We start from the raw sequence: 21,010 nt of genomic DNA, 5'->3' as shown, positions 1-21,010 counted from the left end.
CACAGAAATCGTGGAGGTATTTTCACCGTGGCAGCATCCATCGCAATCGTCGGAGCAGGACCCCGCGGCATCTCCGTCACCGAACGCATCGCCGCCTACCTAGGCGCCAGTGGCGGCGTGCTCACCCTGCACATCATCGACGACGCCCAAACCGGCGCCGGCCGCATCTGGGAAACCGACCAGACCCGCACGCTGTGCATGAACACCCTCGCCGGCGCGGTGACCCTGTTCACCGAGCCCGGCGCGACCGTTGACGCCCCCGTGCTCGAAGGCCCCACCATGTACGAGTGGATCCAGGCGCTCCGGGGCGAGAAAACACACCCGCTTATCGACGCCTCCGGTGCCTCCCTCCCCGAGCACTACAACGAGGAGCTGCGCGCCACCCGCCCCGAGTCCAACCCCTCGCGCGCGCTCTACGGCGAATACCTGCGCTGGGCATGGAAGGTCGCGCTCGCGCAGCTACCGGACACGGTCGAGGTGGTCGAGAACCACTCCCGCGCCGTGTCCTTGGCGGCCGAGGGCGCCCAGGACGCCATCACACTTGCCGACGGCTCCGTGGTCCACGCCGACGCCACCGTCATCGCCTCCGGCTGGGTGCTGCCCGCCCCCACGCCCGCGCAGCAGGCGTTCGCCGACTCGGGTCTGACCTACATCCCGCCGGGCAACCCCGTGGAGCAGGACGTTTCACAGTTGCCGGCCGGCGAGCGCGTGGTGGTTCGCGGCATGGGCATGGGCTTTTTCGACCTCATGGCGCTGACCACCATCGATCGCGGCGGCCGCTTCGTCGAGGACGCCTCCGCGCGTTCCGGCCTGCGCTACGAGGCCACCGGCAAGGAGCCGCACTTCGTGGTCACCTCCGGGCGCGGCTACCCCTACCTGCCCAAATCCGAGTACCACTCCCTGCCGCCGAAGGCCGACCTTTCCCGTCTGCGCGCCGCCATCGACGCCTCCGAAGCACCGGTGTCCTTCGGCCGCGACCTGTGGCCCGCGCTCGCCCGTGACGCCTACGCCGAGTACTACCGCGTGCTTGCCCGTGTGCGTCCCGAAGCACTCAGCGCGGCCCTCGACGAGATCCTCGCGGCCATCGACGCCGCCGACCTTGCCGCGGTTGCCACCTCGGACGACATCCTGCCGGTCGCGAACGCGCTGACCGAGGCACTTGACGGGATGAGCACCGCACCGTTCGACATGGCCGCCTGGGTGGATCCGCTCGCCGGCACCGAAGCGCTCAACCTGGAGGAACTGAACCGACGCGTCGCCGAGGGCATGGTGGCCGACATCACCGAGGCCGTGTCCGCCTGGGACTCCCCGCTCAAGGCCGGCCTATGGGCCATCTCCGCAGGCCGCAAACCCAGCGCGATCGCCACACAAAACGGCCGCGGCCCCCGCGAGGCGGCACTTGCGCAGTACATGGCGTTCGGCCAGATGGTCGGCTCCGGCCCGCCGCTGTTCCGCACCCGCGAGCTGCTCGCGCTTTTCGACGCCGGTCTGGTCACCTTCTTAGGCCCCTCCCCCGTGGTTCAGGTATCCGACGGCGAGTACACGGCGGTTAGCCACGGTCGCACGGTGCGCACCGCCGCGCTTGCCGACGCCTTCCTGCCCGGCCCCGACATCCGCACCTCCCCCGACGCGTTGACCGCGTCGTTGCGCGAGGCCGGCCGCGTGCGCCCGTTCGCACCGGGTGGTGTGGAAACCGCCTCCCCGGAGACCGACGACGACACCCGCCGCACCGTCCACCCCGACGGCAAGCTGGATCCTCGCCTGCACATCGTGGGCATCCCCACCGGCAAGCAGTGGGCGGACACCACCATCTCCCCCATGCCCGGCACCGACCCGCTCATGCTGCAGGAAACGGACAAGACGGCGCGCTCGCTGCTCACCCAGGCAGGCGTGCTCTAGGCCGGCGCTAGCCTAAGTCCCGCGCCACCGCCCACCTGGTGAGCTGGTGGCGGTTGGAGGTCTGCGTCTTACGCAGAATGTTCGACGCGTGCGTCTCCACCGTCTTCACGGAGATAAACAACCGCTCCGCGATCTCCTTGTACGTGTAACCCCGCGCGAGCAGCCGCAGCACCTCGAGCTCGCGGCGGGTCAGCGAATCCACCGCGGGGTCGTCCTCTTCCACGACCGGTCCGGAGGCGAAGGCGTCGAGGACGAAGCCGGCCAGCCGCGGCGAGAAGTACGCGTCCCCGCCGCGCACCCGCTCAATCGCCTCAGCGAGCTCGGCTCCCGCGATGTTCTTGGTCACGTACCCGCGAGCGCCGGCACGGATCAAGGCGATGACGTCTTCCGCGGCATCGGAGACACTCAACGCCAGATACGCCGGGCCAGGCGCCCGCTTGAGCACGGCTAGTCCGCCCCCGTCGGGCATGTGGACGTCCAGCAGCACCACATCCGGCTGGGTCTCTTCGATCCCGCGGACCGCCTCCGCGACGGTGCCTGCCTCCCCGACGACGTCAACCGCTCCCGCCAGCTCGGCTTTGACCCCAGCCCGAAACACCGAGTGGTCGTCCACTAGAAACACGCGCGTCATAGGTCCAACGCTATCTCTACCTCGGAGCCATTGCCTATCGACGACACCACGCGCACCTCTCCCCCAACCCGCTCCACGCGGCCGACGATGGAGTCGCGCAAACCGTGCCGGTCCTGCGGGATGTCGTCGAGGTTGAAGCCGGTGCCGCGGTCGCGCACGAACACCTCGAGCCTGCCCGCGAGATGCTCCGCGTAGACGTCGACCGTGTCCACGCCAGCGTGCTTGGCGGCGTTGACCATTGCTTCCCGCGCGGCGAGCACGACCGCTTCGGTGCGTTCGTCGTAGGCGACATCCTCGCCCACCGTGACCGGTTGAATCACGATGCCGTACACGTCCTCCACCTCGCCGGCGGCTTTCTGCAGGGCGGCGAAGGTGGTGGTGTGGTTGGGCACGGAGTCGTCGAAAAGCCAGGCCCGCAGCTCGCGCTCCTGGGCGCGCGCGAGGCGGGCGACCTCCTCCGAGTCCCCCGCCTGCTTTTGAATCAGCGCGAGCGTCTGCAGCACCGAATCATGCAGACGCGACGCGATCACCGCGCGCTGGTCCGCCACCGCCTTCGCCTCACGCTCGGCGACCAGCGAATTGGCGAGCTTCGCAATAAGCGGCACGACCAGCACCCCGACGCCGAGCACCGTGACCAGCACGGAGACCACCACACCGGCGACTCCTGCGCTCTCCCCGAGGAACGCCACGGCAAGTACTCCGGACATGACCAGCAGCGCCCCCAACGTCAACGCCGCGATGTTGGCCCACGAATCTGTGCCGCGGTCGTATGCCTGCAGCGCGATCACCGCGCCGACAATGAGCAAGCCGAGCACGAACACCACCGTGCCGCCCACACCAGAAGACAGCCGCAGCGCCGTCAACGCGCCCGCGAACCCCGCAAGCACCAGGAAGACGTCGAGCACACCGGGACGCTGCCGAGGTGCGTCACTTTCGGCAACCGGAATAAACATCCACAGCGCCGCATACAACAGTGCGCCGAACCCGCCGGCGAAGCTGGCCGCGACGAAAAACAGGCGCACCCACTTCTCCTCCACCCCAAGGTGGCCGGCTACACCGGACGCCACGCCAGCGATGACGCGGCGGGAACGGTCCCGGGTCAGCCGGGGATACAGCGCAGACATGCTTTCCATCGTGGCACGGTCAGGTGCCCGGGCACATCAGGGACAACCCTGAAAAGAAAAACCAGGGTCTTTCCCGATACCGTTTCGCCGGCCGCCACATGACAATGAAAAACATGGAAACAAACACGCTGAAACGCATGTGGGACACCCGCCCGCCCCGCATCCCGGACGACCAGGGCGGCAAAGCCGTCATCGGCGGCGTCTGCGAAGGCATCGGCGCACGCTACCAAATCGACCCAACGTTCATCCGCGTCCTGTTCGTGGCATTGTCGCTCGCCTTCGGCGGCGGTGTCTTCCTCTACCTGCTGTGCTGGATCAACATGCCCCGCTTCGGGCTCACCCGCAGCCCGTGGTCCACAATCATCACCCCAAAAGAGCAGCTGACCAAGGCAGAAAAGAAAGACCGCGACACCGCCTGGCTCCTGCTGCTGGGACTGTTCCTCTTCTTCCCGCTGGCCTCAACAGGCGACCTGCGAGCAGTGCTTGTCACTTTCGTGCTCTTCGCGGCTGGGTGGTACCTCGCCCACCAGCGGCAGCCAGAGCCCCCGGCAGGGCTGCTGGCGGGCGGGCCGGAGGAAACGTCGACGAGCAATGGCCCCACGGTGGACACCTCCCACCTGACCGTGCCTGAGGGGTACGAGCACCCCGGGTATCAGGCACCTGCGTGGGACCCGCTCGGTGCGGCCCCTGGCCTGTGGCACCTGCCGGATCCGGCTGAGGCAGCACCAACGCAGCCGAAAAAACGCAACTGGATCTGGATCCCCGTCACGCTACTGACAGCGGCGACGATATTTACGTTGGGGGTCACCAGCGAAGTTCAGCGTGGCAAATACAGCCTGTTCGGGAGCGCGCACATCACCGTTCATGATGTCGACGCGCTACCAGAGCAAACGGGAACCAGCGGTTTCATTGGCGAGTCCTACATCGACTTCACCGAGCTCGAACCGCTGAGTGAGCCGAAAACGGTCAACATCGCGAACAACATCGGCAGCACCGACATCATCTTGCCGGCCAACATTCCGGTCGACGTCAACTGCGAGGTCACCATCGGCGAAACCGCCTGCCCCAAAGAAACGCAAAACGCGGACGCGGACAGCGCACTGCTCACGATCAATGTGACCCAGCGCGTCGGGTCCGTGTCCGCGTACTACGCGGAGTGACTTACTCCCACTCGAGGAAACCACCATCTCCCCCATGCCCGGCACCGACCCGCTGATGCCGCAGGAGACCGACAAGACGGCGCGTTCGCTGCTCACCCAGGCAGGCGTGCTCTAGATACGTACAATGTCGGCCACATGAGCACGTTTTCGCAGATGTGGTCAACCCGCCCGCCCCGCATCCCGGATGACCAGGGCGGCAAGTCCGTCCTCGGCGGCGTGTGCGAAGGCATCGGTGCGCGCTACCAAATCGACCCGACGTTCATCCGCGTTGTGTTCGTTGTGTTGTCGCTCGCCTTCGGCGGCGGTGTCTTCCTCTACCTGCTGTGCTGGATCAACATGCCCCGCTTCGGGCTCACCCGCAGCCCGTGGTCTGCGATCATCACTCCGAAAGAGCAGCTGACCAAGGCAGAAAAGAAGGACCGCGACACCGGCTGGCTCCTACTGTTGGGGCTGTTCCTCTTCTTCCCTACTGCCTCCAACGGCGACCTGCGTGTAGTGCTGGTGACGTTCGCGCTCTTCGGGGCTGGGTGGTACTTCGCCCACCGGCACCAGCCGGAGCCGCCCGCGGAACTGGCACCCGGTTCGGACCGATGGCACCCGCCTGAGCCGGAGCGTCCGGCGACGGCCACGATGCGCCCGCTATGGCTCTGGATCCCCGTCACGGTCGTGCTCACAGCGGCGACGATGTTCGCGCTGGGGGTCGTCAGCGAAGTGCGGCTCGGCAACTACAGCAGGTTCGGCAGCGCGCACATCACCGTGGAATACGAGGCCGCACTGTCGGACATCAAGCGGCCTAACGGCTTCGTCGGCGACACCTACCTCGACCTCACCGATCTCGAGCCGCTGAGCGAGCCGAGAACGATCACCCTCGAAAACCCCATTGGCCGCACCGACATCATCCTGCCCAACAACGTCCCCGTCGATGTGAACTGCCAAGTCACCATCGGCGAGACCGCCTGCCCCGAAGAAACGCAAAACGCGGACAAGGACAGCGCGCTGCTCACGATCAACGTGACACAGCGCGTCGGGTCCGTGTCCGCGTACTACGCCGGCTAAGACGCGGGCGTAGGTGACTGGCTCACTCCCACTCGATGGTGGCCGGCGGCTTGGAGGTGACGTCCAGCACCACACGGTTGACGTCGGCCACCTCGTTGGTGATGCGGGTGGAGATGACCTCGAGGGTCTCGTACGGAATGCGCACCCAGTCCGCGGTCATGGCGTCCTCGGAGGCCACCGGGCGCAGCACGATCGGGTGGCCGTAGGTGCGGCCGTCGCCCTGCACGCCCACGGAGCGCACATCCGCGAGCAGCACGACTGGACACTGCCAGATCTGCTCGTCCAGCCCGGCCGTGGTCAGCTCCTCGCGGGCGATGGCGTCGGCGGCGCGCAGCGTCTCCAGGCGTTCCTCGATGACCTCGCCGATGATGCGGATGCCCAGGCCCGGGCCCGGGAACGGCTGGCGGTTCACAATCTCCTCGGGCAGGCCCAGCTCGCGCCCAACGGCGCGGACCTCGTCCTTGAACAGCAGGCGCAGAGGCTCGACGAGCTCGAACTCCACGTCGTCCGGCAGGCCGCCGACGTTGTGGTGGCTCTTGATGTTGGCGGTGCCGGTGCCGCCGCCGGACTCCACCACGTCCGGGTACAGGGTGCCCTGGACCAGGTAGTCCACCTGCTGGCCCTCCAGCACTCCGGCAACAGCGCGCTCGAAGGAGCGGATGAACTCCGCGCCGATGGCCTTGCGCTTCGCCTCCGGCTCGGTCACGCCGGCGAGCTTGTCCAAAAACGCCTTGCGCTCGTCCACGGTGACCAGCTTCGCCCCGGTGGCGGCCACGAAATCGGTCTCCACCTGCTCGCGCTCGCCCTGGCGCAGCAGACCGTGGTCCACGAACACGCAGGTGAGACGGTCACCGATGGCGCGCTGCACCAGCGCCGCCGCGACAGCGGAATCCACGCCGCCGGACAGGCCACAAATGGCGCGGCCCTCGCCGACCTGCTCGCGCACGTCCGCGATCAGCTGCTCAGCGATGTTGGAGGCGGTCCAGTTCTGCTCCAGACCGGCAATCTCGGTGAGGAAGCGGGTGAGCACCTCCTGGCCGTGCGGGGAGTGCATGACCTCCGGGTGGTACTGCACGCCGGCAAGCTTGCGGGAGGTGTCCTCGAACGCGGCCACGGGCGCGCCCGAGGTGGAGGCGGTGACCTCGAAGCCCTCAGGCGCCTGCGTGACGGAGTCGCCGTGGGACATCCACACGGCGTGCTCGGGTTCGAGTCCGGCGTGGAGCACGCCGCCGTCGACACGCATCTGCGTGCGGCCGTACTCGCGCGCACCGGTCTCGGCCACCTCGCCGCCGAGCGCGCGGGTCATGATCTGGAAGCCGTAGCAAATGCCGAAGATAGGCAGCCCCAGCTCGAAGATCTCAGCATCGAGCTGCGGCGCGCCCTCTGCGTACACCGACGACGGGCCGCCGGAAAAGATCAGCGCCTGCGGGTTCTTCTCGCGGACTTCTGCGGCGGTGATGGTGGAAGGAACCACCTCGGAGAAAACGTTTGCCTCGCGGACACGGCGGGCGATCAGCTGCGCATACTGCGCGCCGAAATCGAGGACAAGGACTGGGCGGGCTTGCGGAGTATTCACAGGCATAGATCGTAGTCGATCCCGCGCGAGACCCAACTGCCTGTGCGGCGTCCAGGAAAACCCCTGAACAACCAGCACCAGCGCGGGCGACGAAGAAGGCTGGTTCGGCGGGGCGTAGAACGCGTTACTGGACAGCCGAGCTAAGGCGCTCCAGGGCGGCGCGGACCTCGTCCGTGGACGGTGCCTGGGCAAGCTTATCGGCGGCCTGCTGCAGCTGAACGATTGAATTATCGGCGGCGGCCATAGCGTTGTTGACTTGCTCCACCAGCGGCATCACTTCAGCGTCCATGGTGGACTCGTTGGTGTTCTGGGACCAGCGGCGGATCATCTCCAACGGAATCTTGGTCAGCTCAGAAATGGAGTTGACCTTCAGCTCCACGCGGCGGCGGAAGGACGAGTGCAGGAACACCGCGTCGTCCATCTCCCGAACGTCAACCTCGAGCGCGTCCACAAGCAGGCGCATAGATTCATCCGCGCCGGACTCAGTGGAGAACTGCGCAGTCTGTGCGGTGTGCAGACGCGCCAGCGCAATCGCCATGCGCGCGTTTGCGGTCTTCGCGTACAGCTCCTCGGCCACCTCTTCCAGGGTGGCGGCGTTCTCGTCGATGATCCCGCGCATGGTCGCCCACACCTGCAGCGGCGCGAGCAGCAGGGTGCGCGAGGCCCCCTCGGTGACCACGTTTTCCATCTCCGCCTTCACGTTGTTGGTGACGGCGTTTTCCTCCACCAGGGTGGCGGACGCCTTACGCAGCTCGTCGGCTGCGTCCTGAATGGCGGTCTGGACGGACATGAATTGGTCTAACTCGGCGTACAGGGCGCGGGCCGCGTCGTAAATGTCACCCGAGCCCTCCGGCAGAGTAAACCCGGCGTCCTCAAGCGCCTGCACCTCGGCCGGCAGGGCGGCCTGGATAAACGCGTCGTAGTCCGGCAGCAGCTCGCCGATCTTCTCCGCACCCATGACGGCGCGCTCACGGCGGCCCACACCGTTGGCCTTCGCCTCGTGCTCCACCAGGTTCGCCTCCTGGTAGAGCTGACCCGCGGCCTCGAAGCGCTCCGTCATCGGACGGGTGCGCACGGAGAGGTAACCGCCGTTGGGCAGCGGGGTGACGGTGGCGAGCACGTCGTAAGCCGAGCCGCTCTTGGCACGGTTGCGCACGTATGCGGCAAAGGGGCGGCCATCCTCGATGGTGTCCCACATGAGCTTGAAGGCGGCACCCGGCATCTCGTCGTGGCGGATGAGGTTGTGTGGCTTGCCAATCATCTCGTCCGCGCTGTACTGGGCGTACTTGATGAACACATTGTTGACATGCGTCATCACACCCTTCGCGTCGGTGACCGAGAAAAAGATGTCGTTGACATCCACTTCATGGGAGGCACCCTCTGGTGCGTCGCGAAGAAGGGTTACACGGCTAGACATGGGCGTACTCATCCAATTTCTTAATTACGGATTGCCAGATCTGCTTTCTGAAAAGCTTTCACATCAGTATAACCACACTTGGCCATGATTCTCTTGAGACCTCCGACGATGTTCAGACGGCCGTATGGATCGCTCGACGGCCCGAACAGAACCGTCTCCAACGGCACACGCTTGCCCGATACCGCATGCTTGCTCACGCCACCACGGGGAAAGCGCGGGTGCGCCGTCTGCGCCTCCCAGTACACCCCGTTCGCCGCAGCCTCGGACGCCTGCACCAAATTTCGGCCGAGCATAACTGCATCTGCCCCGCACGCGATAGCAAGGGCAACAGCGCCGGGCTCCCACAGGGAGGTGTCCGCCAGCACGTGCACGTAGCGCCCACCGGTCTCATCCAGGTAGTCGCGGCGCGCTGCCGCCACGTCGGCGATCGCCGTCGCCATGGGGACGTTGACCACCGTGTTGGCGTCGCCGGAGCCCACAATCACGCCGGCCACTCCGGAGCGCATCAGGTGTGTTGCCGTGGAGTAGTCGAACACGCCGCCCGCGACCACCGGCACGTCCAACGAGCCGACGAACTCCTTAAGGTCGAGCGGTTCGCCGCCCTGCTGCACGTGCTCGGCGGAGACGATAGAACCCTGGATGAACAGAATCTCCGCACCTGCCGCGATGACCACCGGTGCCAGTTCGCGCGCGTTCTGTGGGCTCACGCGCACCGCCACTGTGACCCCGGAGTCGCGCACCTGGGCGATGCGCTCAGTGAGCAAATCGGTATCACGCTCCGCTGCGTGCAGCTCCTGCAGCGTGCGAACGGAGCGCTCCTCCGAGTCCATGTACTCCTGGTACTTCTCTTCCGAGTCGATACCCCAGGCGTCCTCGCACGAGTCCACGACCTTCTTCACCGCGCCCTCGAGGTCGGCATGGCGGCCCCAAAGCCCCTCGGCGTCGATCACGCCGAGGCCGCCCTGCTTGCCCATCTCGATGATGAACTCGGGGCTGGCCAGCGCGTCCGTCGGGTGAGAAACAAGCGGGATATCGAAGGTGTAGGCGTCGATGTTCCAGCTCGTGTCCACGTCCTTCGAAGAACGGGTGCGGCGCTTCGGCACGATTGAAAGGTCGCCCAAGTCGTACGCCCTGCGGGCCTCGCGGCCGAGGCCGATTTCCACGTAGTCGCGCATGAATATCCCCTACTGGCGGTAGTTCGGCGCCTCGACGGTCTGCGTGATGTCGTGCGGGTGCGACTCGCGCAGGCCGGCGGCGGTGATCTGGACGAACTGCTTCGTCTGCAGCTCCTCGATGGAGGCAGCACCGGTGTAGCCCATGGCGGCGCGCAGGCCGCCGACAATCTGGTGGGTAATGGAGTCCAGTTCGCCGCGGAACGGCACACGACCCTCGACGCCCTCCGGCACCAGCTTGTCCTCGCTGGTCACATCAGCCTGGAAGTAGCGGTCCTTGGAGAAGGAGCGCTTCTCGCCGGTCAGGCCGCGGCCCTGCATGGCGCCCATAGATCCCATGCCGCGGTAGCGCTTGTACTGCTTGCCGCCCACGACCACGATCTCGCCCGGGGCCTCTGCGGTGCCGGCAAGCATGGAGCCGAGCATCACGGTGGACGCGCCCGCCGCCAGCGCCTTGGCTACGTCGCCGGAGAATTGCATGCCGCCGTCGGCGATGATCGGAACGCCTGCGGCCTTCGCCGGGACGGACGCCTCGAGGATCGAGGTGATCTGCGGCGCGCCCACGCCTGCCACCACGCGAGTAGTGCAGATGGAGCCTGGGCCGATGCCCACCTTGATCGCGTCAGCGCCAGCGTCGATCATGGCCTTCGCCGCGCTACGGGTGGCCAGGTTGCCTCCGATGACGTCCACGCGGTCGCCGAATTCCTTCTTCACGCGCGAGACCATCTCGAGCACGCGGTTGTTGTGCGCGTGCGCGGAATCCACCACGAGCGCATCCACGCCAGCTTCCACCAGCAGACCCGCGCGGTCGAAGGAATCTTCGCCGGTGCCCACGCCAGCGGCGACGAGCAGACGGCCGTCGGCGTCCTTGGAGGCGTTCGGGTACTGCTCACTCTTGACAAAGTCCTTCACGGTGATCAGGCCGGCCAGGGTGCCGTCCGCCGCCACGATCGGCAGCTTCTCCACCTTATTGGAGGACAACAGCGCCAAAGCTTCTTGCTTATCGACGCCCTCCGGTGCCACCACGAGCGGCATCGGGGTCATAACCTCAGCCACCTTGCGCTGGAAATCCGCCTCAAAACGCATGTCGCGGTTGGTAATGATGCCCACCAGGCGGCCGCCGTCGTCCACCACCGGCAGGCCGGAGATGCGGAAGCGAGCGCAGAGGGCGTCCACGTCTTCAAGCGTCATGTCCGGGGTTGCGGTCACCGGGTTGGAAACCATGCCGGACTCGGAGCGCTTGACGATGTCGACGTGCTCCGCCTGGTCCTGGGCGCTTAAGTTGCGGTGCACCACGCCGATGCCGCCCTGACGCGCCATCGCAATCGCCATGCGGGACTCGGTAACCGTGTCCATCGCGGCAGAGGCGATAGGCAAGCCCAGACGGATGTTTTTGGTGAACTGGGAGGCGGTGCTCACCTCTGACGGGACAATGTGGGACTCCGCCGGCAGCAGCAGCACATCGTCGAAGGTCAGGCCACGCAGCGCGACCTTTTCCGGATCGTCCCCACCAGTCCACACACGCTCGTTAGCCATCGCATTGTCTCCTCTCCCGCGCAGATGTTTTCCGCCATGATATAACGTGGCGCAAATACCGATCGTGCCACCCAGTTCAGGGCACTTTCCAGCGGGCGATCCAGCCGGTTTGCCACACCGTATAGGGTTATACGGGTGAACTACGACGACATGATGCCACTGGACCCGTTTGCGGACGACCCTAACGACCCGGCATCCTTCATCGAGGACGATGAGCACGCCGAGCCGCTGTCGCCCGCAGAACGCGTCGCAGTGATCCAGGATCTCTCGCACGTGCGAGACGCGAAGCGCATACTCAAACCCCGCGGCATTCTCGGGGTGTCATTCCTCTGCGAGGACTGCGACCAAGTCCACTACTACGACTGGGAGATCATGGAGCAAAACATGATCGCCTCGTTGAACAACCAGCTTCCGCCCGTGCATGAGCCCAGCGCGCAGCCGAGCATCGAGGCGTACGTGCCCTGGGACTACGCCATGGGCTACCTCGACGGCTTAGAGGGGCGCTAGGAGCTGCTGCCGGCGCCCGGGTGGACGACCGGGCCGCCCTCTGCGCCGCCGGAGACACCCGCGCCAAAGTCGGCCGGCGAGCTGACCATCGTTGCCGGGTCGTTGACTCGCAGCGACGGGCTCTCCTGCTCCGCACCCGCTTCCGACGACGGCGATTCGCTGGCCGCGTCCTGCCCCTGCGACGGTGCCGCGCTGCCGGCGGTCGTGCTCGGCTGCGGGCTCGACGATGTCGGCTGGGTGGACTGCGTGGGCCTCCCATGGCCTGTGCCGGCGCCATTTCCCGCCCCAGGGCCGCGCTGCGCGGGATCCTGCGGCGCCTGGGTCGGCTGCTGCACCGGCGGTGCGGGGACCTGTTCCGAAGCCGGGCGCTCGGAGGAAGCGCCTTCCGGCGGCACCGTGGACGCCTCCGTGGCCGCTTCCGTGACCGTCTTTGTCTCCGTCACCGTCGCGGACGCGCCGTCCCTGGCTGCGTGGCGTTCGCGCTCCTGGATAGTCGCCACCAGATCCCGCGCCTGCTCCAGCAGGTCGCGGGCGGCGGCAGCGTCACCGCTTTCGCTCGCCACCTCAAGCTCGTCGAGGGTGGTGGCAAGCTCCACCACGGTGGTGTCCTCGTCGGTAGTGTCGCTTTCGAACAGGACGGCACCGGTGCCGACGCACACCACGGTCGCAGCAGCCGCGCCGATCAAGCCGGACAGCCAAGGGCTGACGCGGCGCTTCGCCTTCTCCGCGCGCTTTTCCTCCAACGAGGCAACGCTGCCAGAGGGCTGAGTATTTTCGGTGAACAGCTGCGGCGCCGGCGGCATCGGGCGGTCAACATCAGCCTTCAAATCCAACAGAGCGGCGGCGAGGGGGTCGGTGCCAGCCGAAGGATCGTCGCCAAGCATGAGCGCGTCAAAGAACGCGTCGCTGCGCGCGAACTCCTCCATGTGATCGTCCTGACGTGTCATAACTCCGCTTGCCTTCCATCCAGTTGCTTCCGCAGTTTGGACAGCGCACGGTGCTGGGCAACACGCACTGCACCTGGCGTGCTTCCCATAACTTCAGCCGTCTCCTCCGCGGACAGACCCACAAACACTCGCAGAATCACGATGTCGCGGGCCTTCTCATTAAGTGAATCGAGCAAAGCCCTCACAGCGTTACTCCGGGTTAAACGACAAAAAGTGTGTCTGGAATCGACGATTTTCAGGGTTTGACCTGTAGGTTTCAGGGAAATATATGCTTCGGGGGCATATATTTAGGTCTCGAGCGTTCAATCCTCGGTGTGGCTGCCGTGATGTGCTATGTGCGGCGTGGTGTGGTGTCGCAATGTCAAAGAACCAACCACGCTGCCACTGCGGCGGAGAAATGAAACGAAACGGCACCACTAGCAAAGGCACCACCAGGTGGCGCTGCAAACGATGCGGCGCCTCCAGCGTGAAACGCAGAAGCGACATCACCAACGCGGCGGCGTTCACCGTCTTCATCGACCACCTCACCACCGGCGCCAGCCTCGATACCGTTGCCCGCCGTGTGGGGTGCTCACCGCGCACGATGCAACGTCGATTCGAACCGTTCTGGTTCGTTGATGTGCCTGACCCCACCGCCGGCCACGACAAGCGGGTCTACGACCAGATCTTCCTTGACGGCACCTACACCGCTGGCGGCTGCTTGATCGTCGCGGCGACGATCGACCACGTGATTGCCTGGCACTGGTGCAAACACGAAACCACCCGCGACTACCAACTGCTGCTTGAGCGCATCGAAGCCCCACTCATCGCCGTCATCGACGGCGGCCAAGGCGCATACAGCGCGATCAAAAAGTGCTGGCCGACTACGAAAATTCAACGCTGCCTCGTCCACGCCCAACGCGTGGTACGCCGCTACACCACCAGTAACCCACGCACCGATGCCGGGCGCACCATCTACCGACTTGCGCTGAAGCTGACCCGGATCACCACGCTGGATGAAGCCGCTGCATGGGGTGCGCAGCTGCACGAGTTCTCCACGCTCTACCGGTCATGGATGGACGAGAAAACCCTGGTCAAAGATCCCAAAACCGGTGCATGGACCCGCGTGTGGACGCATCACAACGTGCGCAAGGCATACAACAGCCTCAACCATCTTTGGCGGTCCGAGATGCTGTTTGTCTACCTCAACCCGCCAAAAGCAGTACTTCAACCAGAGTGGATCAAATCCACCACCAACAGCCTGGAAGGCGGCATCAACGCCCAGCTCAAACTGCTCGCCAGAACACACCGCGGCAGATCAGGTGAACGACAACGCCGCATGCTGGATTGGTGGCTCTATTTGAAAACGGAACTGCCTGACGATCCAGTACGAATCGCCAGTCAGTCCGACTGGGGCCAGGGCCAACTCGCCAAAGTATCCACCCTGACCCGAAACGAGAACGAAGCCGACCACGAAACCGGACGACCAGCCCTCTACGACAACGCTATCGACACCAACTACACACACTCAATCGGCATCCAAAAAGGCCAAATCTAACCCCCACGACACGCTGAATCAGACACACTTTTTGTCGTTTAACCCGTTACTCCCCACCGACACCATCGCCGCGTCCTCGGGAGTGATTGTCGCCACTTCGGTGTCGGGGACCTCCTCCACCGGGCTGAGCTTGTCGCGCGCCATCGCACGGTGCGCGTCCGCAACCTTGTTAAACGCGATGCCGTACACGAACGCCATGAACGGCCGCCCGGTGTCGTTGTAGCGGTCGATGCTCGTCGCTACCGCCAGGCAGATTTCCTGGGCGACATCTTCGGGGGTAGGCATCCGCCCGCCCCCGATGCGCGCCCTGGCGTAGCGCAGCACTCGCGGGTGGATGATGGAGATGATGCGCTGCAGCGCCCGCCTGTCGCCCTGCGCAGCGGCGGGAACCAGGCCAGCGAGTTCTGCGTCTTCATCGCCTGCAGCCACACGCATCTCCTTCCCTCGTCTGTCAGCTTGCACCAGTTTCGCGTAACCCGTTCATAATAAACGCACTTGCCTTAGCATTCGCGCTACCGACCTTTTGCCAGGAATTCACCTGCCTGTAACCAGCTGCGTTGGCGCAGTAAGACACGGGTATTTCCACGCGGTTCGACTAGGCGACAGCAGACCGTAACCGCAGCGACACCAAACGTTAACCAAAACAGTCCACACTCGTAGCCGGTTTCACGTTTGAGGTACTTCCACAAAGGAGCACTCCCGATTATGTCTTTGCCGCACCAGCTTCCCGGACCCAACGCCGACTTCTGGGATTGGCAGCTACACAGCAAGTGCCGGGGGGAGGCCTCCGAGATCTTCTACCACCCCGACGGGGAGCGCGGCCGGGCGCGCACGCAGCGTGAAAACCGCGCCAAGGCCATCTGCTTCGAGTGCCCGGTGCTTACCCAGTGCCGCGAGCACGCGCTGCGCGTAGCCGAACCGTACGGCATCTGGGGCGGCATGAGCGAATCTGAGCGCTCCGCCATCCTGCGCGGCACCGCCGGCGGCATGAAGGTCGCCGCGGCTTCCGCCAAGTAATTTTTTGCAACCACCTGGCGGGGGTTTCGTAAAACCTAACAATCACGATTTGCGACCAGGGGAAATAGCAGCCCAAAACGGCCGGTTCGTCAACTTTTGCGAAATTACCGGCCTGAGATACAGAAAAACGCCCCGGTTTCGGGGCGTTTTTGCTTAGCGACGAACCTTCGGCAATGCGCGACTAGTGCGCGTGGCCTTCGTGCTCGTCTTCCTCGGCGGGCTTAGTCACCACAGACGCTTCCGTGGTGAGCACCATGCGCGCCACAGACGCGGCGTTGACCACCGCGTTGTGGGTGACCTTCACCGGGTCGATGATGCCCTGCTCAATGAGGTTGCCGTACTCGAGCGTCGCGGCGTTGAAGCCCTCGCCGTTCGGCATTTCGGCGATCTTGGACACCACAACGGCACCGTCGAGGCCCGCGTTATCGGCGATCCAGAACGCCGGCTTCGACAGCGCGCGGGCCACGGCCAGCACGCCGGTCTTCTGCTCGCCGTCGAAGCCGTTAGCGAACTCCTCGAGCTGCTTGGCAATCTGCACCAGCGCCGAGCCGCCGCCGGCGATGATGCCCTCTTCCGCCGCCGCGCGGGCGGCGTTGATGGCGTCCTCGACGCGCAGCTTGCGCTCGTTTTGCTCAGTCTCGGTGGCGGCGCCGACGCGCAGCACGGCCACACCGCCGGACAGCTTGGCCAGGCGCTCCTCCGCCTTCTCCTTGTCCCAGGTCGAGTCGGTGGTTTCGATCTCGCGGCGGATCTGGTTGCGGCGGTCCTCCACAGCCTCGGCGGTGCCAGCGCCGTCGACGATGACGGTGTCGTCCTTGGTCACCGTCACGCGGCGGGCGGAGCCGAGGTGCTCCAGGGTGGCGTCCTTGAGGTTGACGCCGACCTCCGGGTCGATCACGGTCGCGGCGGTGACCACCGCGAGGTCGTCCATAAACGCCTTGCGGCGCTCGCCGAAGTACGGCGACTTCACGGCGACGACCTTAAGCACCTTGCGGATGGAGTTGACCACCAGCGCCTGCAGCGCCTCACCCTCGATGTCCTCTGCCACCACGAACAGCGGCACGGACTCGGAGGCGGCCTGCTCCAGAAGCGGCAGGAAGTCCGGCAGGGAGGAAATCTTGCCGCGCACCAGCAGCACGCGGGCGTCCTCGAGCACGGCCTGGCCGGCATCCGGATCCGTCATGAAGTACGGGGAGAGGAATCCCTTGTCAAAGGAGATGCCCTCGGTGAGGTCCACGTAGGAGTCGATGGACTGGGACTCCTCGACGGTGAGCACACCGTCCTTGCCCACCTTGTCCATGGCGCCGGCGACCATCTCGCCGACCTCCGGGTCGCGCGAGGACACGGTGGCCACGTTCGCGATCTCTCCGGAGGATTGCACCTCGGTCGCGCGGGCCTTGAGCTCCTCGACGACCTTCTCGCCAGCGGCCTTGATGCCCTTGTTCAGCCCGATCGGGTTCGCGCCAGCCGCGACGTTGCGCAGGCCCTCGGCGACGAGCGCCTGGGCCAAAAGCGTTGCGGTGGTGGTGCCGTCGCCGGCGATGTCGTTCGTCTTCACGGCGACGGACTTCACCAGCTGCGCGCCGAGGTTTTCAAACGGGTCTTCGAGGTCGATGTCGCGGGCGATGGTCACGCCGTCGTTCGTGACGGTCGGGCCACCCCAGGACTTGGACAGCACGACGTTGCGGCCGCGGGGGCCGAGCGTGACCTTCACCGCGTCGGCGAGCGTGTCCACGCCGCGCTGGATGCCCTCGCGGGCCTCCTGGTCAAATGCGATGAGTTTTGCCATGGCGCTTACTTCTCGACGACGGCCAGCAGGTCACGAGCAGACAGCAGCAGGAACTCCTCGCCGCCGTATTTCAGCTCGGTGCCGCCGTACTTGGAGAAGATGACGGTGTCGCCCTCCTTGACGTCCACGGCGACGCGGTTGCCGTTGTCGTCCAGGCGCCCCGGGCCGACAGCGATGACGACGGCTTCCTGCGGCTTCTCCGCAGCGGAATCCGGGATAACCAGGCCGGACGCGGTGGTGGTCTCAGCCTCGGCAATCTGGACGAGGACCTTGTCCTCCAGCGGCTTGATGTTGACGTTTGCCATGATCAGCAACCTTTCATTGGTGAATGATTCAACAGTTCAGGTCTGAAGAGGCGCAGCCGTCGTCGCGGGTGAACAACTGTGCTTCACACAACCTGCTTTGGCACTCTACCCCTGAGAGTGCCAGCCAACAACCACAGGCTGTGCGGCGGTGTGATCTAGCGGTTGAGCACCGCGTTACGCCACAGATCGAACTCCTCGGCGTTGTCGTCGCGGTAGTTCTCCACCGCGCGGATCGCCTGAAGCACCTCCGCGATGGTGTCCTCATTGACGCTGCCGCCGTCGGCGGCGGTGAAGATCACCGGGCCGCACACCGCGCGGGTCGGGTCGGTGAGGAACTCCGGGTTATCCGTCTCCGAAGTGTTGCGCGCTAGCGATGCCACCGGGTTCGGCTCTTGGCCCAGCTGTGCCGCGTCCGGGCGGAAGATCGCGTGGAAACGGTTGCCGTCCTGGTCGAAGGCGACATCGTCGAACTTCTCGGTTACGCCGCCGAGGGTCTCGCGCACCGTGTCCTCGTCGAAGACGATGCGGCGGTAGGTCAGATCCGGGTTGACCAGGAATCCGAACCGCTCACGGTCGGCCTGGCCTTGGTCGAACTGCTCAGTAGTTTCAGCGGACACGGGACATCCTTTCGTCGAGTAAGACGTGCAGTCGCCAAGCGTATCCGCAACCAACACTTCGCGCCTTACGACGACACGAGCGGCACCTCGACCTCCAGCGAAGTGTCCGTGCCCACGCCCAGTCCGGACGGGGCGGCGCCCTCATGGATGAGCTGGGCGGCCAGCGCCGCGATCATCACCCCGTTGTCCGTGCACAGGTTAAACCGCGGCACCCGCAGCTCGATACCGGCGGCCTCGCAGCGCTGCTGCGCCAGCTCCCGCAGCCGGCGGTTGGCTGCCACGCCGCCGCCGAGCAGCAGCGTGCGCGCGCCGGTGTCCTCGCAGGCCATGACGGCTTTAGCGGTGAGCACGTCGCACACCGCTTCCTGGAACGACGCGCAGACGTCCTCCAGCGAGATAACGCGGCCGTCGCGCTCGGCGGCCTCGACGTGGCGGGCCACCGCAGTCTTCAATCCGGAGAAGGAGAAGTTGTAGCGGTGCTCGCCGCGCAGGTCTTCGGCGCGCGAAAGCGCCCGCGGAAACTTCACCGCTTCCGGGTTGCCCTCGGCCGCGAGCTTGTCCACCACCGGGCCGCCGGGGTAGCCCAGGCCGAGGAGGCGGGCGACTTTGTCGTATGCCTCGCCGGCGGCGTCGTCGAGCGTGGTGCCCAGCTCCCGCATCGGCTTGCCCACGGCTTCGACCTCCAGCAGCTGCGTGTGCCCGCCGGAGACCAACAGCGCCACCGCGTGGGGCAGCGGCTCGCCGTCCAAGTTGGCCACCGCGACGTGCCCGCCCAGGTGGTTCACCCCGTAAAACGGAACCCCCCATGCGCCCGCATATGCCTTAGCGGCGGACGCGCCGACCAGCAGCGCGCCTGCCAGGCCCGGGCCGACGGTGGCGGCCACCGCGTCCGGCTTGGCAATGCCGGCGTCCGCCAGCGCCTTCTCCATCACCTGCGGCATGGCCTCCAGGTGGGCGCGCGAGGCGATCTCCGGCACGACCCCGCCGAAGCGGGCGTGCTGCTCCATCGAGGAGGCGACCACGTCGGCGAGAATGTTCATCGTGCCGTCGTCGTGCAACTCAACAATGCCCACGCCGGTTTCGTCGCACGAGGACTCAATGCCCAACACAATCACTGGTCTCGCCTTTCGCTCTTGTTCGGCCGCGTCATGGTGTACGCGTCCATGCCGGAGGCCTGATAGTAGTTCTTGCGCACGCCCGCGGTGAAAAACCCGAAACTTTCGTACAGGCGGATCGCGGGCGTGTTGTCCACCCGCACCTCCAAAAAGCACGGCCCGTCTAACAGGTCCACGGTGTGCATGAGCTGGTCCATCAGCGCTCGGCCTATGCCTTCGCCCTGCCGCGATGGGTCGACGCCGATGGTGTGGATCTCAAACTCCGGGTCGTCCTTCGGCCCGAGCATGGCCAGGCCCGCAAACCCGACCAGCTCTTCGCGGTCGAAGGCGCCCAGGTAGAAGGTGTGACGCGCGGCAATCTCGGAGCGGTACGCCGCCTCGGACCACGGGCTGTCGCCGGCGAACAGCACCGCCTCGATCGCCGCGGCCGCCGGGGCGTCCGCGACTGTCAGCTCGCGGAAGCGCACGCTCATGGCAGCGCCGGCGACTTCGGGGCCTGCTTCGGCGGCACAGCGTCGGGACGGCGCAAATACAGCGGCACCAGCGGCTCCGGCTGCGCGTCCAGGTCGGCGACTGAGACTAAGCCGGCGGGGGTTGGGGGTTGGTAGGTCACCCTTTGGGCGTCGATAGGCAAAAGCTCCGCTAGCGACGACGGCACGCTCACCACCTCCACCGCGGGCGAAGAAAGATCCGCCGGCTTGCACACGTCCGGGCCCGCCACCCGCTTACCGCCCGAGTAGCGCGCCCAGTACACCTCGCGGCGGCGCGCGTCGGTGACCACCAGCGCCTCCCCGCTAAGCGACGCAGCAACCGCGTCGTGCGTGCACACCCCATGCACCGGAACGGAAAGCGCCTGCCCCAGCGCCGACGCGGTAGACATGCCCACACGCAGGCCCGTAAAGGGCCCCGGGCCGCACCCCACCACGACCGCGCCCAAGTCCGCGAACTCGGCGCCCGCCTCCCCCAGCAGCCGAGTAATCTCCGGCATGAGCGTCTCGTTGTGCGCGCGAGTGGCCACAGCCGTCTCCGCGAGCACACGGTCCCCGTCCACGATGCCTGCGACCAGGTCAGTCGTGGCGGTGTCCAGGGCGAGGACGAGCATTACTGGCCCAACCCGAGGGTCCAGCGGCCCTGGTTCATGTGGAACGGCATCGCCGTGTTCAGCGGGAAGGACTCGGACTGCGGGACGGTGCAGATATCCACCTTGTTCAGCTCCACGGCATCCACCATGGGCGCTTCGCCTTCGCCACCCGGGATGAGCAACACGTAGCCCAGGTCGCCGCCGAGGTCCACGTCGTCGACGCTGATACCGAAGGCCTCAACCTTGGCGTCCACCAGCTCCTGCGGCTCGCCCGGGCACAGGGTGGTGTAGCCGACGTAGCGCTCCGGGTCGTAGATGCGCGCCGGGTCCACCAGCTGCGCGGCCACGGCATCGCCGCCCGGGCGGGTCTGCTGCAGCGAGCGAGAAAGCGAGTTCGTCGGCTCGACCTGAGCGAGATCGTTGGACCGGGACTGCGGGATGAAGATGATCCCGGCGAGGAGCACGAGCCACAGTACGGCTGCGAGCGCGACCCAGCGGCGGGACTGGCTAGTGAGGTTGAGCAT

At 65.9% G+C, this 21,010-nt stretch carries 20 protein-coding genes and 2 pseudogenes; 6 read left to right on the top strand and 16 right to left on the bottom strand.

Annotated features, from left to right (window positions below; all coding sequences use genetic code 11):
* The first annotated feature begins 18 nt into the window (after nt 1-18).
* Nucleotides 19-1,899: an FAD/NAD(P)-binding protein gene (locus tag CAFEA_RS02140; RefSeq protein WP_063938488.1), complete on the top strand. Its 1,881-nt coding sequence runs from the start codon at nt 19-21 to the stop codon at nt 1,897-1,899.
* Nucleotides 1,900-1,906: 7 nt separating this feature from the next.
* On the opposite strand, the gene CAFEA_RS02135 is transcribed toward CAFEA_RS02140, so the two are convergent.
* Complete coding sequence (locus tag CAFEA_RS02135) at nt 1,907-2,530, bottom strand: LuxR C-terminal-related transcriptional regulator (protein WP_063938486.1); 624 nt, start codon at nt 2,528-2,530, stop codon at nt 1,907-1,909.
* Nucleotides 2,527-3,654: an ATP-binding protein gene (locus tag CAFEA_RS02130; RefSeq protein WP_238635327.1), complete on the bottom strand. Its 1,128-nt coding sequence runs from the start codon at nt 3,652-3,654 to the stop codon at nt 2,527-2,529. The genes CAFEA_RS02135 and CAFEA_RS02130 overlap by 4 nt, the downstream gene beginning before the upstream one ends.
* A gap of 113 nt (nt 3,655-3,767) precedes the next feature.
* Between CAFEA_RS02130 and CAFEA_RS02125 the strand changes: the two genes are divergently transcribed.
* Together CAFEA_RS02125 and CAFEA_RS02120 are read left to right on the top strand one after the other, a co-directional pair.
* Complete coding sequence (locus CAFEA_RS02125; protein WP_063938482.1) at nt 3,768-4,814, top strand: PspC domain-containing protein; 1,047 nt, start codon at nt 3,768-3,770, stop codon at nt 4,812-4,814.
* 135 nt (nt 4,815-4,949) lie between these two features.
* A complete protein-coding gene (locus CAFEA_RS02120) occupies nt 4,950-5,870 on the top strand; it encodes a PspC domain-containing protein (RefSeq protein ID WP_063938480.1) in 921 nt (306 codons plus the stop codon).
* Between the two features lie 22 nt (nt 5,871-5,892).
* Here CAFEA_RS02120 and guaA read toward each other — a convergent pair whose 3' ends face one another.
* From guaA to guaB, 4 genes are all read right to left on the bottom strand, one after another.
* Nucleotides 5,893-7,452: a glutamine-hydrolyzing GMP synthase gene (gene guaA / locus CAFEA_RS02115; RefSeq protein WP_063938478.1), complete on the bottom strand. Its 1,560-nt coding sequence runs from the start codon at nt 7,450-7,452 to the stop codon at nt 5,893-5,895.
* 118 nt (nt 7,453-7,570) lie between these two features.
* The gene (locus CAFEA_RS02110) at nt 7,571-8,863 is read right to left on the bottom strand and encodes a PAS domain-containing protein (protein ID WP_159437619.1); all 1,293 of its coding nucleotides are present in this window, start codon (nt 8,861-8,863) and stop codon (nt 7,571-7,573) included.
* Nucleotides 8,864-8,883: 20 nt separating this feature from the next.
* Nucleotides 8,884-10,038, bottom strand: a complete 1,155-nt coding sequence (locus CAFEA_RS02105) for a GuaB3 family IMP dehydrogenase-related protein (RefSeq protein ID WP_063938473.1) — start codon at nt 10,036-10,038, stop codon at nt 8,884-8,886.
* 9 nt (nt 10,039-10,047) lie between these two features.
* On the bottom strand, nt 10,048-11,571 hold the full coding sequence (gene guaB / locus CAFEA_RS02100; RefSeq protein WP_034997340.1) for an IMP dehydrogenase: 1,524 nt from the start codon (nt 11,569-11,571) through the stop codon (nt 10,048-10,050).
* A gap of 150 nt (nt 11,572-11,721) precedes the next feature.
* Between guaB and CAFEA_RS02095 the strand changes: the two genes are divergently transcribed.
* A complete protein-coding gene (locus tag CAFEA_RS02095) occupies nt 11,722-12,078 on the top strand; it encodes a DUF5319 domain-containing protein (protein ID WP_081634383.1) in 357 nt (118 codons plus the stop codon).
* Here the strand turns inward: CAFEA_RS02095 and CAFEA_RS02090 are convergent.
* Nucleotides 12,075-13,025 (bottom strand): hypothetical protein, encoded by a 951-nt coding sequence (locus CAFEA_RS02090; RefSeq protein WP_063938471.1) that lies wholly within the window; start codon nt 13,023-13,025, stop codon nt 12,075-12,077. The two genes, CAFEA_RS02095 and CAFEA_RS02090, sit on opposite strands and share 4 nt — an antisense overlap.
* Nucleotides 13,022-13,219, bottom strand: a pseudogene (locus tag CAFEA_RS02085) (sigma-70 family RNA polymerase sigma factor); the annotation flags it as partial. The gene CAFEA_RS02090 and the pseudogene CAFEA_RS02085, both read right to left, overlap by 4 nt.
* Nucleotides 13,220-13,383: 164 nt before the next feature.
* Between CAFEA_RS02085 and CAFEA_RS02080 the strand changes: the two are divergent.
* A complete protein-coding gene (locus tag CAFEA_RS02080; RefSeq protein WP_063937531.1) occupies nt 13,384-14,562 on the top strand; it encodes an IS1249 family transposase in 1,179 nt (392 codons plus the stop codon).
* Nucleotides 14,563-14,595: 33 nt separating this feature from the next.
* Here the strand turns inward: CAFEA_RS02080 and CAFEA_RS02075 are convergent.
* Nucleotides 14,596-14,997 (bottom strand): annotated as a pseudogene (locus CAFEA_RS02075) (sigma factor); the annotation flags it as partial.
* Nucleotides 14,998-15,267: 270 nt separating this feature from the next.
* Here CAFEA_RS02075 and CAFEA_RS02070 point away from each other — a divergent pair.
* Nucleotides 15,268-15,579, top strand: coding sequence for a WhiB family transcriptional regulator (locus CAFEA_RS02070; protein ID WP_034997331.1), 312 nt, complete (start codon nt 15,268-15,270; stop codon nt 15,577-15,579).
* 181 nt (nt 15,580-15,760) lie between these two features.
* Here CAFEA_RS02070 and groL read toward each other — a convergent pair whose 3' ends face one another.
* From groL to CAFEA_RS02035, 7 genes are all read right to left on the bottom strand, one after another.
* On the bottom strand, nt 15,761-17,368 hold the full coding sequence (groL, locus tag CAFEA_RS02065; protein WP_063937534.1) for a chaperonin GroEL: 1,608 nt from the start codon (nt 17,366-17,368) through the stop codon (nt 15,761-15,763).
* Nucleotides 17,369-17,373: 5 nt separating this feature from the next.
* Nucleotides 17,374-17,673, bottom strand: coding sequence for a co-chaperone GroES (gene groES, locus CAFEA_RS02060; protein ID WP_034997874.1), 300 nt, complete (start codon nt 17,671-17,673; stop codon nt 17,374-17,376).
* Between the two features lie 155 nt (nt 17,674-17,828).
* Entirely contained in the window at nt 17,829-18,290 is a 462-nt protein-coding gene (locus CAFEA_RS02055; protein ID WP_063937535.1) for a hypothetical protein, read from the bottom strand.
* A 65-nt stretch (nt 18,291-18,355) separates the two neighbouring features.
* Complete coding sequence (tsaD, locus tag CAFEA_RS02050) at nt 18,356-19,405, bottom strand: tRNA (adenosine(37)-N6)-threonylcarbamoyltransferase complex transferase subunit TsaD (RefSeq protein WP_063937536.1); 1,050 nt, start codon at nt 19,403-19,405, stop codon at nt 18,356-18,358.
* The gene (rimI, locus tag CAFEA_RS02045) at nt 19,402-19,878 is read right to left on the bottom strand and encodes a ribosomal protein S18-alanine N-acetyltransferase (protein ID WP_063937537.1); all 477 of its coding nucleotides are present in this window, start codon (nt 19,876-19,878) and stop codon (nt 19,402-19,404) included. Before rimI ends, tsaD begins: the two co-directional genes overlap by 4 nt.
* Complete coding sequence (gene tsaB, locus CAFEA_RS02040; protein WP_063937538.1) at nt 19,875-20,507, bottom strand: tRNA (adenosine(37)-N6)-threonylcarbamoyltransferase complex dimerization subunit type 1 TsaB; 633 nt, start codon at nt 20,505-20,507, stop codon at nt 19,875-19,877. Before tsaB ends, rimI begins: the two co-directional genes overlap by 4 nt.
* On the bottom strand, nt 20,507-21,010 hold the full coding sequence (locus tag CAFEA_RS02035; protein WP_063937539.1) for a hypothetical protein: 504 nt from the start codon (nt 21,008-21,010) through the stop codon (nt 20,507-20,509). The genes tsaB and CAFEA_RS02035 overlap by 1 nt, the downstream gene beginning before the upstream one ends.

It is taken from the genome of Corynebacterium afermentans subsp. afermentans (assembly GCF_030408355.1).
GTDB lineage: Bacteria > Actinomycetota > Actinomycetes > Mycobacteriales > Mycobacteriaceae > Corynebacterium > Corynebacterium afermentans.
Note: the sequence above shows the minus strand (reverse complement) of the source record. Positions and strands in the feature narration are given on the sequence as shown.